Raw genomic sequence first — 15242 nt, forward strand, 5'->3', positions numbered from 1 at the left:
CGTAAGTGGAGGGTTCGTTGGACAATAGGATGTCGATTATTTGCTTATAGGAAGCGTAATGCTCATTCGCAAGCCGCCCAGTGGGCTGCGACTTGCTACGATTGTCCCGCTGTGTTGACGAATCGCACTCTCGGTTATTGTCAGCCCCAGCCCCGTCCCGCCAGAATGGCGATCGCGCGCGGTAGATACCCGGTAGAATGGGCGGAAAATGGCGTCCAGTTCGGCATCCGGAACGCCTTCACCATTATCGTCTACCGTAATGTACAAGGTGTTCCCTTGTGTTTTGATATCGACTTCCACTTCATCTTTACCGTAGTAAATGGCATTCCTAACGATATTCTCGACTGCGCTCATGAGTAATTTCGGATTACCAGAAATACTGCCCTTTGGTAGTTCAGAATAATGCAGCTTTTTGCCTATTTGCTCGGCTTCAAATTGGGCGTCTTGAATGATCTCTTCCCACAGGCTTTCAATGGGTTGAGTCTCTCGGATCATGTGGCTGTTTGCCTGCATACGAGAGAGCTCAAGTAACTCGCTTATCATCTGTTCGAGTCTCTGAGCTTCGGTATCAATTCGTGCAAGCTCAGGACTTTCGCCTTGTTTGCGTGTCGCCAGTGCGCTGGCCATACGCAGACGTGTCAGCGGCGAGCGTAACTCATGGGAGATATCGGAAAGTAGTCGTTGCTGTCCGGAAATCATCTGATTGACCGCTTCGACCATCTGGTTGAAGCTGCTGCCTGCCTGACGAAACTCCGAGGTGCCTTTTTCTAAACTCGGATCAATCACAAACTCCCCTTTGGCGACGCGTTGTGCGGCCGCTTCCAGACGGCGTGCGGGTTGACTTAATGCCCACGCTAACCACAGCAATAGTGGGGTACTGACCAGCATCACCGCAAGCAGAAGCTGCAGTGGGTAATCAAACAGTCTTAGCAGCAGTGGTGGTGGCTCATTCCATTTAAAGCCGACGTACATCAATATGTCTGAGTCGGCCAGCGTAATCGGCACCGGGCCTGCAACCATGTATCGACCGTAGAGCTTCTGTTTGGGCTTATTGTAATCTTCGATAATGGAGACGAAGTTTTGCATCGCACGCATATGAAAGTTGTTACGATTATCGGTAGTTAACACCTTTCCGTCATAATCAGAAAAGAACACTCGTGGGCGTGTGTCGTTTTTATTTTGACGACGTCCCTCGATGCTAAATAAGATTCGTCCAAGGTCGGTTTGCTTACTGTACTGCTTTTGGATGTCGTCACGCAGCTCAAGCATACGCTGATAAGGCTCTGTTGGAATGTCACGCGCTTTGCGTGGATCCAAATGTGGCAGAGACAGTACGGCAATCAAAACCAACAACATGGTGAACCAAAAGATGGCAAAGATGCGTCCATACAGGCTGTTTAGGTTCGGCAGTTTGATGCGTGAAAGCAGGCTCATTAATCCTCCTCAAGCAACATATAGCCTCGGCCACGTAGCGTTTTGATGCGCGGTTTGCCATTACTTTGATCGGGCAGTTTTTTACGTAAGTTGGAGACATGCATATCAATTGCACGGTCAAATGCCGCGAGGCGTTTGCCAAGTACATCGAGACTTAATGTCTCTTTGGTGAGCACCTGTCCCGGGTTTTGTACAAAGTGTGCGAGAAGCGCAAACTCTGTCGCGGTTAGGTCGAGCAATTGCTGATCGCAGTAGGCTTCTTGTTTGCCCGGATAGAGGTGAAGCTCTTGATACTCGATGCAGTCGCTACCTTTACTGTCTTTTGGTGTATTGTTGGTGCGGCGTAATATCGCGCGAATGCGAGCCAGCAATTCTCGGTCACTGAAAGGCTTCGGTAAGTAATCATCGGCGCCAAGCTCTAAGCCAATCACTCGGTCTATTTCTTCGCCTTTGGCGGTCAGCATTAACACTGGCGTTTCCCAGTTTTCTCGTAAGCGCTTTAATGTTTCCATGCCATTCAATTTTGGCATCATGACATCCAGCAAAATCAAATCCACTTCGCTGTTAACTGCAGCCAATCCCGCTTCTCCGTCATTAGCCTCACTGACGTCAAATCCTTCGAAACTAAGCACTTCTTTTAACAGGCTGGTTAGCTCTATATCGTCATCAATCAAAAGAATATTTGCCATTTAGGGACCTACTGTAAATTACCGTTTATTTAATACTACATTGGAATGAAGGGTGACGAAGAGTATAAAAATCACTCTTTACGAATCTTTACGCTCCCTATACGTCTCTTTACCCTGTGCGTTCTATTCTATACTCAAGCGCTGGGAGAACAGCCCAGAATAACCAATCACTTGTGTGAGGAATTGAATTATGAAATCTGCAAAAAAACTTGTGTTAGCTGCCGTTGTTCTACCATTAACTCTTGGTGCTGCTGGTGCGTTCGCATATGGCGGTAAAGACCAGCAAAAAGGCCCTCGTGATGAATGTGGCCCGGGTATGGATCGTGGAATCATGCGTCAACTTAATCTGACTGATGCGCAAAAAGACCAGCTACAATCTTACCGTGATGAAAATCGTGCTGAAATGAGAGGCAAAAACGCAGCAGACCGTGATGCTCGTATGGCTGAGCGTCAAGCGTACCATGCGAAAGTACAGGCTCTTGTGCTAGCAGATAACTTTGATGAAGCTCAAGCCAATGCGCTGGCAAAAGAAATGGTAGAAAAACAAACAGAGCGCCGCGTAGCAATGCTGGAGAGAAAACACAAAATGATGAGTGTACTGACTCCTGATCAAAAAGCTGAGTTTGTGAAATTGCAAAATGAACGCATGAAAGAGTGCGGTGATCGAATGCAACAACGCATGAACAAACCAAGTAACAACTAACCCTTCTTGGGCTATGAATTTAAAGAGGCAGCCATTGGCTGCCTCTCTTTGATCGGGTTATTTCATACTCATTCAATAATTAACGAGGTATACTCAAGCTATGGTTTGAGTTAACTCTTTGATTATGAAAAAGCAATATGCACGTCTAGTCACGACCGCGGCATGGACCGCGACGATAGCAGCAACATTTCTACTTTTAGTGAAGGTTATGACCTGGTGGATCACCGGTTCCGTCAGCCTGTTGGCGTCACTGATTGACTCTATGCTTGATATTGCCGCATCAGTAGTGAATCTGATTGTGGTTCGATATGCTCTGCAGCCTGCGGATAGGGAGCACACCTTTGGCCACGGCAAAGCTGAGTCGTTAGCTGCGCTCGCTCAGGCGATGTTTATCTCTGGTTCGGCAGTGTTTTTGATCCTTAACGGGGTAGAGCGCTTCTTCCGTCCTCAGCCATTACATGAGCCAGAGTTAGGTGTTTATGTGTCGTTGTTCGCTATGGCAGTAACGCTGGGCTTAGTCACTTTTCAAAAACATGTTGTTAGGGTGACGGGCAGTCAGGCGATTGCGGCGGATTCACTTCACTATCAGACAGACCTTTACATGAATGCGGCGATCATGGTCGCGCTTGGGCTAAGTTATTTTGGTGTAACACAGGCAGACGCTGTGTTTGCGATTGGTATTGGCGTCTTCATTCTCTACAGCGCATTCAAGATGGTTAATGAAGCAATTCAAACGTTATTGGACAGAAAACTGCCAGATGCAGAGATAGAACAAATTCGCACGGAGTGCCTGAACGTAAAAGGTGTATTAGGGGTTCACCAGCTACGAACTCGTATGTCAGGTCCCACGCGTTTTATCCAGTTGCATTTAGAGCTGGACGATAACTTACGTTTGATAGAGGCACACTATATTGCTGATAAAGTAGAAGAAAACGTACTGACATTGTTCCCGGGTGCTGATGTCATGATCCACCAAGATCCGCTGTCAGTGGTTTTTGGACCAGAGAGAGATCAAAAGTCACAAGATTGGTAACGCTCGAAAAAACAAACGGCTTCTGACGACAAATAAGCACTTGTTGACTATCTTTCCATCAATACTTATTAAGAATCCTGATACTGATATGAATCAACGAAGTTGCAAAGAGAAACTGTAATACTCTTACATAAGTAGAAAAGTTACATAAAAATGTGTGTTTTCATTGGTATTCCTGTATAGGAAATGTAACATAACGCACAGTTCTGGATTATGCAGGTTGCTTGGTAACAAGGAGCCTAGAAGAAAATTATATAATTGATTGCCAAAGTTCGAGGGTGAGCATGATTAAGAAGATCGGTGTTTTAACAAGTGGCGGTGACGCTCCTGGTATGAACGCTGCAGTACGCGGCGTGGTACGTACAGCACTATCTGAGGGATTGGAAGTTTACGGTGTGCAAGATGGCTACCTAGGTCTTTATGAAGATCGCATCGTAAAGCTAGATCGTTCTAGTGTGTCAGATGTGATCAACAAAGGTGGTACGTTCCTAGGTTCTGCACGTTTCCCTGAATTCAAGGAAGTGGCAGTTCGCGAAAAAGCGATTGAGAACTTAAAGAAACACGGTATCGATGCACTTGTTGTTATCGGTGGTGATGGTTCTTACATGGGTGCGAAGAAACTGACGGAAATGGGTTACCCATGTATCGGTCTGCCAGGCACAATTGATAACGACATCGCCGGTACGGATTACACCATCGGTTACCTAACGGCACTAAACACAGTTATTGATGCAATCGACCGACTACGCGATACCTCTTCATCTCACCAACGTATTTCTATCGTAGAAATCATGGGTCGTCACTGTGGTGACCTGACTCTGATGTCTGCAATTGCGGGTGGCTGTGAATACATCATCACACCTGAAACGGGTCTTGATAAACAGAAGCTAATCAGCAACATCAAAGACGGCATCGCAAAAGGTAAGAAACACGCAATCATCGCTCTTACTGAACTGATGATGGACGCAAACGAGCTAGCGCGTGATATCGAAGCGGCAACGGGTCGTGAAACTCGTGCAACGGTACTGGGTCACATCCAACGTGGTGGTCGTCCTACCGCATTTGACCGTGTTCTTGCTTCTCGTATGGGTAACTACGCCGTTCACCTGTTGATAGAAGGTCACGGTGGCCGTTGTGTGGGTATCCAAAAAGAACAGCTTGTACATCACGATATCATTGATGCTATTGAAAACATGAAGCGCCCTGTACGTAACGATCTGTACAAGGTTGCGGAAGAGCTATTCTAAGCAGAGTCGATTCGCTTTGTATTGAGCTCAATTACTGAATGCCGTTTGCTTAACCGTAAACGGCATTTTTGTTGGTTTGGATTACAGATGACGGAGCGCTTCGCTTACAGATTACGGGAGGTATTCTTTTCAGTATTCAGTATTCAGTATTCAGTATTCAGTATTCAGTAGCCCCCAAACTTTTTCCTAAAACCTCTGGCTTTATTCTATCAGCACTAACTTCCGCTCACGCAACGCATACATATAGCCGAGCAATCCACCTAGCGTATTTCCTACCGCAATTCCAATAAATAACCCTTCAACAGCATATAGGTGGCTGCCAATCCAGGCGGCAGGCAAAGTGAATACGAACAAGCGCATAAAGCTCCATTGAAAGGCGCGCAATGGTTTATGCATGGCATTCAAGCCACTGATGAGGATCATCACGATGCCTTGGAAACCGTAGCTAAACGGTACGACCAGAAGGTAATGCCAGAGCAGGTTTTTTACCGCGTCTTCCTGTGAAAACAAAGCCGCGAGCGGAATGCTCAGAGGTACCATCGCCAGAAAAATCAGACCTTGAAACACAACCGCAAAGCGCATGCTAAGGAATAATCCGGCAAACGCTCGCTGTGGGTTATTCGCCCCCAAATTTTGCGCCATAAACGGCGTCAGTGCAGAGGTCAGGGACATCAGGACCAGAATTAGTATGGATTCAATTCGTTGTGCTGCTCCATAAGCCGCAACTGCAGTCGTTCCATGGCTCGATAACAGCATCATTAAAATAGCGCCAGAAAGCGGATTCATTGCATTCGACAGCGCAGCTGGTGTGCCAATTTTTAATGTTTGCTGCCAATCTTTTTTAAGGAACTGCCACTGAGGCTGAGCCAGTAATTGTTCCCTTTTTACTAATAAATAGAATGAGCCGAACAATGCGCCTAGCCAGCTGAATGCACTCGCGATGGCTGCGCCTTGGATACCGAGTTCAGGGAAGGGGCCCAAACCGAAGATCAGTAATGGGTCTAGCATCCCGTTGATTAAACCCGCAAGCATCATAATTTTCGCTGGCGTCTTGGTATCACCGGTTGCGCGTATCGCACTGTTACCGGCCATTGGGATCACCAGTAATGGAATCGTGAGATACCACACCTGCATGTATTGCTCAATGAGCGGCAGCAGATCGTCAGTCGCACCCAGAAAACTGAACAATGGGCGGATAGTCATAAAACCGATCGATGAGGCGATGGCCACTAATAGAACGGCTAACAGCAAACCATGTGTGGTAAAACGCGCTGCTTGTGATGCATGACCTTGCCCGAGTAAACGACCTATGTTGGTAGAAAGGCCCATACCAATCCCCATCGTAATGCAGTTAACGGCAAAGGTGACAGGAAAGGTGTAACTGATTGCTGCTAACGCATGAGTGCCGAGCAGAGAAATAAAGAAAGTATCGACTAGGTTAAACATCAAAATCGCGATCATGCCCATGGTCATAGGGACGGTCATTTTTCGCAGAGTTTCGGGAATCGGTGCGCTTAACAAACCATGTTTATCTGTTGAAGGCTGCTCCGGCTTATTGTTTTCCAGCATGTTTGACGTCTATCTGGTGGATAAACTGCAAGGATACAAGAAAGCAGGAAGGTGAGCGAGTGCGCATTTCTCACGCAAACCGTTGCGTTCTTTTAACTAAGTCACAAAAAAATCATGCCCACCCCTTGGGATTGTTTAAATGACCCCTTATATAGTGATCACGTGCCTCATGACGGGCAATTATCAAATAAACATGGAAATTTTCAGGAGAGACGACCAATGAACATTCGTCCATTACACGACCGAGTTATCGTTGAACGTAAAGAAGTTGAATCTAAGTCAGCTGGTGGAATCGTTCTGACTGGTTCTGCTGCGGAAAAATCAACTCGCGGTGTTGTTCTAGCTGTGGGTAAAGGCCGCATTCTAGAAAACGGCACAGTGCTACCGCTGGACGTTAAAGTTGGTGATACCGTTATCTTCGCTGAAGGTTACGGCACTAAAACTGAAAAAATCGACGGTAAAGAAGTGCTTGTGATGTCTGAAAACGACATCATGGCAATCGTTGAATAATAGCAATCATTGAGTAATTTTTTGCTCAGATTCAAAAACGAAGTCGAACATAAAGAATTGTAGAAAGGAAATCAAAGATGGCTGCTAAAGACGTTAAATTTGGTAATGACGCACGAGTTAAAATGCTGGAAGGTGTAAACGTTCTGGCTGACGCAGTAAAAGTAACGCTAGGTCCTAAAGGCCGTAACGTAGTTCTAGATAAATCTTTCGGTGCACCAACAATCACTAAAGATGGTGTATCTGTAGCGCGTGAAATTGAACTGGAAGACAAATTCCAGAACATGGGCGCACAAATGGTTAAAGAAGTAGCATCTAAAGCGAATGATGCTGCGGGTGACGGTACAACGACAGCAACTGTACTAGCGCAAGCAATTGTAAACGAAGGTCTAAAAGCGGTAGCTGCGGGTATGAACCCAATGGATCTTAAGCGCGGTATCGACAAAGCGGTTGCGGCAGCGGTTGAACAGCTAAAAGAGCTGTCTGTTGAATGTAACGACACCAAAGCGATCGCACAGGTAGGTACTATCTCTGCGAACTCTGACGTAAGCGTAGGTAACATCATTGCTGAAGCAATGGAACGTGTTGGCCGCGACGGTGTTATCACGGTTGAAGAAGGTCAGGCACTACAAGATGAGCTAGACGTAGTAGAAGGTATGCAGTTCGACCGTGGTTACCTGTCTCCTTACTTCATCAACAACCAAGAAGCGGGTTCTGTTGATCTGGAAAACCCATTCATCCTTTTGGTTGATAAGAAGATCTCAAACATTCGTGAACTTCTACCTGCACTAGAAGCAGTTGCTAAAGCATCTCGTCCACTGCTAATCATTGCCGAAGACGTAGAAGGTGAAGCACTAGCAACTCTAGTTGTGAACAACATGCGTGGCATCGTTAAAGTGGCAGCAGTGAAAGCGCCTGGCTTTGGTGACCGTCGTAAAGCAATGCTACAAGATATCGCTGTTCTGACTGGCGGTACTGTGATCTCTGAAGAGGTTGGTCTAGAGCTTGAAAAAGTAATGCTAGAAGACCTTGGCCAAGCTAAGCGCGTTGCGATCACTAAAGAAAACACGACTATCATCGATGGTATCGGTGAAGAAGATATGATCAAGGGCCGTGTTTCTCAGATTCGTCAGCAAATCGAAGAATCAACTTCAGACTACGACAAAGAAAAACTACAAGAGCGTGTAGCTAAGCTAGCTGGCGGTGTTGCAGTTATCAAAGTTGGTGCAGCAACTGAAGTTGAAATGAAAGAGAAGAAAGACCGCGTAGAAGACGCACTTCATGCAACTCGTGCAGCCGTTGAAGAAGGCGTAGTTGCAGGTGGTGGTGTTGCTCTGATCCGTGCGGCATCTATGATTGCTGAGCTGGAAGGTGACAACGAAGAGCAAAACGTGGGTATCCGTGTTGCACTACGTGCGATGGAAGCTCCTATCCGTCAAATCACGAAAAACGCTGGTGACGAAGAGTCTGTAGTTGCGAACAACGTGAAAGCTGGTGAAGGTAGCTTCGGTTACAACGCAGCTACTGGTGAATACGGTGACATGCTAGAGATGGGTATCCTGGATCCAACTAAAGTAACTCGTAGCGCTCTACAATTTGCAGCATCAGTTGCAGGTCTGATGATCACAACTGAAGCAATGGTTACTGACCTACCACAGAGAGATTCAGGCATGCCAGACATGGGCGGCATGGGTGGTATGGGCGGTATGGGCGGCATGATGTAATTCACCGCTTATCTTGTCGTTGTAACACCTTATAGCGTAAAGATAACTGACCAATCCAATAGAAAGCCGAGGTTTACCTCGGCTTTTTTTGTATTCGGCATTTGCCTAAGTATTGTCCATTGATCTGCATAGTCGTTCACTGCTTGGTTTAAGAGCCGTGACGCAGAAAAAGTGTTTTAAACATTGAGATTGCAACCACAGTACATAAAAGGGAGATATTTAAGAAAAGGCAGTATTAATGTTGTGGGGCTGGTACAAGAAATGGCAGAGAATTTGCGCATACATATCAGGTGAGCATTTTTTCTATTATAGTCAACTTGTTAAATATGACATGCGACTAACATTTTTTTACTACAGCTAGTACAAAATGCGGGCATATGCGCTATGTTGTAAATAATGCTTAATATAACGGAGATTAGAATGAAAAAGCTTTTGACGTCTTTGGCAGTGGTAGCCACCGTAGCATCACCAGTTGCTCTTGCTGACAGTACTCCTGTGATGTTCTCAACTATCGATCACATTAATGCACCATCTCGCTCTGAAGTTGGTGGTGTTCGCCTAGCGGTTCTTCATGGTCAGGTTAACGAAGTTAAAGGGATTGATTTCTCTCTGCTTGGTATGTCAGAAACCGATCGTACGACTGGTGTAAACTTCGGTCTTTTCTTTGGTGCGGCTAAAGTAAACCAAGAAATGAAAGGAGCTTCACTTGGCCTAGTGAACTGGAACCGTGGCCAAACTACAGGTCTTAACCTAGGTGCAGTTAACATTACTAACAACGTAAAAGGCCTGAACTGGAGTGCAGTGAACTACTCTGAAGGCTACACAATGGCGGATGTTGGTCTGGCAAGTATCTCTAAAAAGTCTAACTTCCAGCTAGGCTTCTTCAACATGACTGACCAAATCGACGGTATTCAAATCGGTCTGCTGAACTGTGCGGATAACGGTTTCTTGAAGTGTTTCCCACTGATTAACTTCGCGAAATAATTTGAAGTTAAAGCAAGAAGATCCCAAACAAAAAAAGACCCCGAACAGATGTCGGGGTCTTTTTATATGTTAGGTTGTCAGCTTATTTTATTAAGCGAGACGATTTTCTGCGCTGTATTCGTTGGTGCACGCCACGACGAAGCGCCGTGATGTGGCTCTCAGCTTTATCCACACCCAGCAATACCGTTAAGGCCAGTAGGGTGATAACTACCGATTGTGTTAAGTATCCAAGACCTATCATCAGCCCCAATCCTGCTAATACCCAAATCACTGCTGCTGACGTTACACCATGTATCTTGCCGTCTAGCGTCATCATCACACCAGCGCCAAGGAACCCCACACCTGTGATGATTTGCCCAAGCACACGCGCCTGATCAAGCGTGTTAGGTGATAAGGAGACTGCCATCGACATAAACAGGTAAGTGCCTGAAATAATAAGAATTGCAGTGCGAATGCCAACCGGTTTGCCACGGGTTTGGCGCTCTATGCCAATCATTAACCCATTGATGGCACAGCAAAGTAGGGCAGGCCAACTGAATGGGCCAAGATCGAAAATTTGTTCGAATGTTGTATGCATCTTGACCTCCAAAGGAGCGGAGTATGCATAGACTTACCCTTCAAAGCGAACAAAAAGAAACGCTCGTTACGATAAATTAAATTTAGCCTTGGCGTTCACTCTAAATGCAGATCCAACGGCGTTTTGCTTGGTCTTCCGCCAATCTCACGCGTAAGTTTTGGAACCAAATAACCCGATACACGTGTGATTACTCCGCGCATTATTTCCTTGGCTTTTTCATCCGAGACATAGTAGTGCGCAGCGCCCTGAACTTTGTCTAATACATGCAAGTAGTAAGGTAAAATGCCCGCATCAAACAAGGCTTCACTTAACGCGACCTGTGCGTCTACCGAGTCGTTGACATCTTTGAGCAGAACGCTCTGATTGAGCAGCGTAACGCCGGCTTGTTTGAGCTTGAATAGTTGAGTGGCGAGTTCGTCATTAATCTCGTTTGCATGGTTAATATGCGTGACCAGAATAACCTGCAGGCGAGAAGCTCTGAGCATTTGACATAACTCATCCGTGATACGAGAAGGGATCACTACAGGTAAGCGGCTATGAATACGAAGACGTTTGATATGTGGGATCTGAGCAATGTGGTCTATCAGCCAATGAAGTTCGTCATCTTTCGCCATTAACGGGTCGCCGCCGGAGAATATCACTTCATTAAGTTCTGGTTGTTGAGCCATGTACTCCAGGCTTTGCATCCAAGTTTGCTTACCACTTTTGTTGTCCTGATATGGAAAATGACGGCGGAAACAGTACCGACAATTCACCGCACAACCACCTTTCACTATCATCAGGGCGCGATTGCGATATTTATGCAGTAAGCCGGGAATGTTGTTGTCTTGTTCTTCCAGTGGGTCATTGGAGTAGCCAGCATGCACGTCAAATTCTTCACTTAAAGGTAAAACCTGACGTAAAAGAGGGTCTTTAGGATTGCCTTTTTCCATCCTTTCGACAAAACTTTGCGGTACACGCTGTGCAAACAGCTTGCGCGCAGCAAACCCGTCTTGCCACGGCGACGGATCAATTTCCAGTGATTCGAGCAATTTTGCAGGATCAGAGATCCCATTCGCCAATTGTTTGAGCCAGTTTTGCTCAACAGAATCGACTTTTCGGGTTATTATGTGCGGCATTGAATTTAGCTCTAAGAATGTAAGAGGAAAAAATGGCTACAGTTAGCACCAATGAATTTAAAGGCGGTCTTAAGTTAATGCTTGATAACGAGCCTTGTGTAATTCTGGAAAACGAATACGTTAAACCAGGTAAAGGCCAGGCGTTCAACCGCGTTAAAATTCGTAAACTTCTTTCTGGTAAAGTGCTAGAGAAAACATTCAAGTCTGGTGACACTTGTGAAGTGGCAGACGTAATGGATATCGACCTAGATTATCTATATTCAGACGGTGAATTCTACCACTTTATGAACAATGAAACGTTTGAACAGATCGCGGCAGATGCGAAAGCGGTTGGTGAGAACGCTAAGTGGTTGGTAGAAAACAACACTTGTATGATCACACTTTGGAATGGTAACCCAATCTCTATCACTCCACCAAACTTTGTTGAACTAGAAGTTGTTGATACTGATCCAGGCCTAAAAGGTGACACGCAAGGTACTGGTGGTAAACCAGCTACACTTTCTACTGGCGCAGTAGTTCGCGTACCTTTATTCATTTCTATCGGCGAAGTTATCAAAGTTGATACTCGTAGCTCTGAATACGTAGGTCGTGTGAAGTAATTCTCTGCTTCTCTGAGAAAGGTCGCTTCGGCGGCCTTTTTTATTGCCTGTGATTTTTGCTTTTTATGCTTTCCTGAGGAAAACAAGAAACGCACCGCATATTTTTATAAAATTTGTATTGTTCGTAAAAATCTCATTTATTTCGTGAATATTTCGATTATTTCTTCATGTAACAGTTTGATACATTGTATTCAAGGTCGTTGAGTTGCATAGCAATTTGATTTTTATCGATTTAACTCAATGACAACCGTAATAAGGAGAAAAATATGGAAAGCAGAAGCTTAGGGCAAGGCTTAAAAGTAGAGGAACGACGTCAGTTACTCCACCGTGGCATAAAAGCGGCGCTGTTTGGAGTACCTTTATTAGCATTAGGATTGACCATAAATAGCTCTGTTTTGATGACCGATGCTGGATACAGTTATGTGCATCAGAACAACATCACTGGTGAACTGGATGTGTTTACTGAGCCTGGTATTCATTTTCGGATGCCGTTTCTGTCTAAAATAACTAAGTATGACCAAGTGATCACCGTGTCATTTGGCAACAGCAAGGGTGAAGATTTTTACCAACGGCTTGATTTGGTCCAAGTACGTTTTGCTGATACCTATATTGGTCAGATTCCCGTAACGTTTCGCTTTAAATTGAGCAATGATCCGGAAGCGTTGAAGAAGATGCACCGAGAATTTCGCAATAACAACAACTTGATAGATTCATTGTTGGTCAAAAATGCACGTAACGTCACCGTGATTACCGCAACCCAATACACGGGAGAAGAGTTCTTTCAGGGCGGCTTGAACCAATTTAAATCAAAGCTGGGTGATCAGCTACGTGAAGGCATCTATTTGACTGAGCGTCGTCAGGTTGAAGTTGAAGAGCTTGACCTTGCTCCTGTTGGCGCGAATCAAGCTAACGCGAATCAATTACAACGTACGAATCAGCTAGTCTGGAAAACAGTACCTGTGGTTGATAAAACAGGTCAACCTATCCGTCAGGACAACCCGTTACAACAATACGGGATTCAAGTTACTCAGGTTACCATTGGCGACCCACAACCCGAGAAGCAACTTGATCAACTGTTGGCGGATAAAAAGCGTTTAGTCGCGGATCGTATTCGTGCGATTCAAGAGCAGGAAACATCGAAAGCGCAAGCCGAAACTGAACAGTTGCGTAAAGAAATTCAACGTACACGTGAGGTTCAAGATGCACAACGTCAGAAAGAGCTCGCTATTATTTCACAGCAGAAAGAGGTTGAGGTCGCTCGTCAAATTGCGGAGCGTGAAATCGTTGAAGTTGAGAAAACCAAGCGACTTGCCGAAGTAGATAAAGAGAAAGAGCTGGCAATTGCAGAAGCGAACTTAGCGATTCAGCAAGCCAATGCACTTTCGGCTGAGTTTGAAGCGAAAGCGATTTTGGAGAAAGGTCGCGCAGAAGCCGAAGTATTGAAAGCGAAGTATGCGGCGTTAGGTGCAAATCGAGAAGTGTACTTAGCGGAGCTGCATCGTGAAGTGGCGAACTCCTTGTATAACAACCTGCAAAACTTCCAGGTTCAAATGCCGCAAAACTACATCGGTGGCAGTGAGGAAACGGGCTTGAAAACGAACTTAGATGTGATTACTGGTTTTGGTGCACTTGGCTTAATGGACCAAACGAAGAAGATGACACAGCAATAAGATCATGGGTGGTCAAAAGCTCGAAAAGCAAAAAGAACATGGGTGACCAAAAACAAAAAAAGCTGGCATAGCGCCAGCTTTTTTATTTGATAACAGTGTACCGTCCTAAATAAGGTTGACACTTTCCAACCCAAAAAATTGGAGAGTGTTATGAAATCAACCACTAAAAGAACTCAGCGCGATTACTCCCTCGCTTTTAAACTCACCGTAGTTGATGAGGTTGAAAAAGGAAGCCTCACTTACAAGCAAGCTCAAGAGAAGTACGGTATCCAAGGTTGCTCCACGGTTTTAGTTTGGCTTCGTAAGCATGGTCGACTAGATTGGTCTAAAGGGACACCTAACTTTATGTCCAAAGAAGACTCTATGGCCGAGTTCAATTCACCTCCCACACCTGAGCAACGTATTAAAGAGCTTGAGAAGCAACTCAAAGACGCACAGCTCAAAGCCGATTTCTTTGAAGCTGTAGTGAACGTTATGGAACGTGACTATGGCGTTAGAGTGACAAAAAAGCAAAAAGAAGCGTTGTCCAAAAGAAAGTCATAACAGGTTTGACCGTCACGAAGTTTTGTCAGTTAGTGCAAATCTCTCGTCAAGCCTATTACAAGCAGTGCCAGACTCAGACTCGTTGTGAACATCATGAGCATGTTGTTATTGGCTTTGTCCATGAAGTCAGAATGAAGCAGCCACGCATTGGTACGCGGAAACTGAAATTCTTAGCAGAGATAAAGGGCATTCAGATAGGTCGAGATAAGCTCTTTGAGCTTCTCAGAAGGCATCGTATGTTGGTGAGAACAAGACGGGCTTATCATCGAACAACTGACAGTCGTCATCGGTTCTTCTGCCATCCAAACAAAGTGAAAGATGGGCTGACACCAACGAAGCCAGAACAACTGTGGGTTGCTGATATAACTTACTTACCGACTCAAAATGGAGAGAGTTATGTCAGCCTGGTTACGGATGCTTATTCAAGGAAGATCGTTGGTTACTATGTAGATGACAACATGAAAACGCAATCAGTTAAGCGGGCATTTATCTCAGCTCTCAGACAACGGCAGAGTGAAGAAAAGCTAATACACCACTCAGATAGAGGCTCACAATACTGTTCGAAGGAATATCAAGATATCCATAAGAAACATAAAGTGACTTGCTCGATGACTGACGGCTATGACTGTTATCAGAATGCTTTAGCAGAGCGAGTAAATGGGATACTCAAAATGGAGTTCTTACTGAGGAAACCGAAAGATCTGGAAGAAGCGAGGACGATGGTAGCAGAATCCGTAGAGATCTATAATCAAATGAGGCCTCATACGGCTTTAAAATACAAAACGCCCGATGAAGTACATCGAGCGTTTTAGTTAAAAAGTGTCAACCCATATCAGGACGGGTCA

Annotated in this window: 14 protein-coding genes; 9 read left to right on the plus strand and 5 right to left on the minus strand. The window is 45.3% G+C overall.

Features of this window, described 5'->3' with window-relative positions; translation table 11 throughout:
- Positions 1 to 36 precede the first annotated feature (36 nt).
- Entirely contained in the window at positions 37 to 1434 is a 1398-nt protein-coding gene (gene cpxA / locus WJM94_RS23635) for an envelope stress sensor histidine kinase CpxA (protein ID WP_444496601.1), read from the minus strand.
- Positions 1434 to 2123: a response regulator gene (locus WJM94_RS23640; RefSeq protein WP_444496602.1), complete on the minus strand. Its 690-nt coding sequence runs from the start codon at positions 2121 to 2123 to the stop codon at positions 1434 to 1436. The genes cpxA and WJM94_RS23640 overlap by 1 nt, the downstream gene beginning before the upstream one ends.
- 190 nt (positions 2124 to 2313) lie before the next feature.
- Between WJM94_RS23640 and WJM94_RS23645 the strand changes: the two genes are divergently transcribed.
- The 3 genes from WJM94_RS23645 (at position 2314) to pfkA (ending at position 5106) form a co-directional block, all read left to right on the plus strand.
- Positions 2314 to 2826 (plus strand): CpxP family protein, encoded by a 513-nt coding sequence (locus tag WJM94_RS23645; RefSeq protein WP_444496603.1) that lies wholly within the window; start codon positions 2314 to 2316, stop codon positions 2824 to 2826.
- A gap of 124 nt (positions 2827 to 2950) precedes the next feature.
- Entirely contained in the window at positions 2951 to 3859 is a 909-nt protein-coding gene (gene fieF / locus WJM94_RS23650; protein WP_444496604.1) for a CDF family cation-efflux transporter FieF, read from the plus strand.
- Positions 3860 to 4143: 284 nt separating this feature from the next.
- A complete protein-coding gene (gene pfkA / locus WJM94_RS23655) occupies positions 4144 to 5106 on the plus strand; it encodes a 6-phosphofructokinase (protein WP_444496605.1) in 963 nt (320 codons plus the stop codon).
- A 201-nt stretch (positions 5107 to 5307) separates the two neighbouring features.
- Here the strand turns inward: pfkA and WJM94_RS23660 are convergent, their stop codons facing one another.
- Positions 5308 to 6675 (minus strand): MATE family efflux transporter, encoded by a 1368-nt coding sequence (locus tag WJM94_RS23660; protein ID WP_444496606.1) that lies wholly within the window; start codon positions 6673 to 6675, stop codon positions 5308 to 5310.
- Positions 6676 to 6894: 219 nt separating this feature from the next.
- Here WJM94_RS23660 and WJM94_RS23665 point away from each other — a divergent pair, with 219 nt between their 5' ends.
- From WJM94_RS23665 to WJM94_RS23675, 3 genes are all read left to right on the plus strand, one after another.
- Positions 6895 to 7185 (plus strand): co-chaperone GroES, encoded by a 291-nt coding sequence (locus WJM94_RS23665; RefSeq protein WP_005381516.1) that lies wholly within the window; start codon positions 6895 to 6897, stop codon positions 7183 to 7185.
- Positions 7186 to 7262: 77 nt separating this feature from the next.
- On the plus strand, positions 7263 to 8906 hold the full coding sequence (gene groL / locus WJM94_RS23670) for a chaperonin GroEL (RefSeq protein ID WP_444496607.1): 1644 nt from the start codon (positions 7263 to 7265) through the stop codon (positions 8904 to 8906).
- 420 nt (positions 8907 to 9326) lie between these two features.
- Positions 9327 to 9890 carry a VC2662 family protein gene (locus tag WJM94_RS23675; RefSeq protein WP_444496608.1) on the plus strand — a complete coding sequence of 188 codons (564 nt, stop codon included), beginning with the start codon at positions 9327 to 9329 and terminating at the stop codon, positions 9888 to 9890.
- A gap of 82 nt (positions 9891 to 9972) precedes the next feature.
- Here WJM94_RS23675 and WJM94_RS23680 read toward each other — a convergent pair whose 3' ends face one another.
- Together WJM94_RS23680 and epmB are read right to left on the minus strand one after the other, a co-directional pair.
- Positions 9973 to 10467 (minus strand): MgtC/SapB family protein, encoded by a 495-nt coding sequence (locus tag WJM94_RS23680; protein WP_444496609.1) that lies wholly within the window; start codon positions 10465 to 10467, stop codon positions 9973 to 9975.
- Between the two features lie 95 nt (positions 10468 to 10562).
- Complete coding sequence (epmB, locus tag WJM94_RS23685) at positions 10563 to 11585, minus strand: EF-P beta-lysylation protein EpmB (RefSeq protein ID WP_444496610.1); 1023 nt, start codon at positions 11583 to 11585, stop codon at positions 10563 to 10565.
- Between the two features lie 32 nt (positions 11586 to 11617).
- Between epmB and efp the strand changes: the two genes are divergently transcribed.
- The 3 genes from efp to WJM94_RS23700 all read left to right on the plus strand — a co-directional run bounded on the left by efp (position 11618) and on the right by WJM94_RS23700 (position 15209).
- Positions 11618 to 12184: an elongation factor P gene (efp, locus tag WJM94_RS23690; RefSeq protein WP_444496611.1), complete on the plus strand. Its 567-nt coding sequence runs from the start codon at positions 11618 to 11620 to the stop codon at positions 12182 to 12184.
- Between the two features lie 266 nt (positions 12185 to 12450).
- Complete coding sequence (locus WJM94_RS23695) at positions 12451 to 13854, plus strand: SPFH domain-containing protein (protein ID WP_444496612.1); 1404 nt, start codon at positions 12451 to 12453, stop codon at positions 13852 to 13854.
- Between the two features lie 150 nt (positions 13855 to 14004).
- A protein-coding gene (locus WJM94_RS23700) for an IS3 family transposase (protein ID WP_444494826.1) occupies positions 14005 to 15209 on the plus strand; the annotation gives its coding sequence in 2 pieces (ribosomal slippage) (positions 14005 to 14371 and positions 14371 to 15209; 1206 coding nt in all).
- The last annotated feature ends 33 nt before the right edge of the window (positions 15210 to 15242 follow it).

Origin of the sequence: Vibrio sp. YIC-376, from assembly GCF_052353105.1 — a bacterium.
In the GTDB taxonomy this organism is placed as follows: Bacteria; Pseudomonadota; Gammaproteobacteria; order Enterobacterales; family Vibrionaceae; genus Vibrio.

Excerpts from the sequence above, each read along its gene's own strand:
- WJM94_RS23660 (WP_444496606.1), bottom strand. The coding sequence starts at position 6,675 with ATGCTGGAAAACAATAAGCCGGAGCAGCCTTCAACAGATAAACATGGT.
- WJM94_RS23680 (WP_444496609.1), bottom strand. The coding sequence starts at position 10,467 with ATGCATACAACATTCGAACAAATTTTCGATCTTGGCCCATTCAGTTGG.
- WJM94_RS23665 (WP_005381516.1), top strand. The coding sequence starts at position 6,895 with ATGAACATTCGTCCATTACACGACCGAGTTATCGTTGAACGTAAAGAA.
- WJM94_RS23695 (WP_444496612.1), top strand. The coding sequence starts at position 12,451 with ATGGAAAGCAGAAGCTTAGGGCAAGGCTTAAAAGTAGAGGAACGACGT.
- cpxA (WP_444496601.1), bottom strand. The coding sequence starts at position 1,434 with ATGAGCCTGCTTTCACGCATCAAACTGCCGAACCTAAACAGCCTGTAT.
- WJM94_RS23645 (WP_444496603.1), top strand. The coding sequence starts at position 2,314 with ATGAAATCTGCAAAAAAACTTGTGTTAGCTGCCGTTGTTCTACCATTA.
- WJM94_RS23640 (WP_444496602.1), bottom strand. The coding sequence starts at position 2,123 with ATGGCAAATATTCTTTTGATTGATGACGATATAGAGCTAACCAGCCTG.
- epmB (WP_444496610.1), bottom strand. The coding sequence starts at position 11,585 with ATGCCGCACATAATAACCCGAAAAGTCGATTCTGTTGAGCAAAACTGG.
- efp (WP_444496611.1), top strand. The coding sequence starts at position 11,618 with ATGGCTACAGTTAGCACCAATGAATTTAAAGGCGGTCTTAAGTTAATG.
- WJM94_RS23675 (WP_444496608.1), top strand. The coding sequence starts at position 9,327 with ATGAAAAAGCTTTTGACGTCTTTGGCAGTGGTAGCCACCGTAGCATCA.
- groL (WP_444496607.1), top strand. The coding sequence starts at position 7,263 with ATGGCTGCTAAAGACGTTAAATTTGGTAATGACGCACGAGTTAAAATG.
- pfkA (WP_444496605.1), top strand. The coding sequence starts at position 4,144 with ATGATTAAGAAGATCGGTGTTTTAACAAGTGGCGGTGACGCTCCTGGT.
- fieF (WP_444496604.1), top strand. The coding sequence starts at position 2,951 with ATGAAAAAGCAATATGCACGTCTAGTCACGACCGCGGCATGGACCGCG.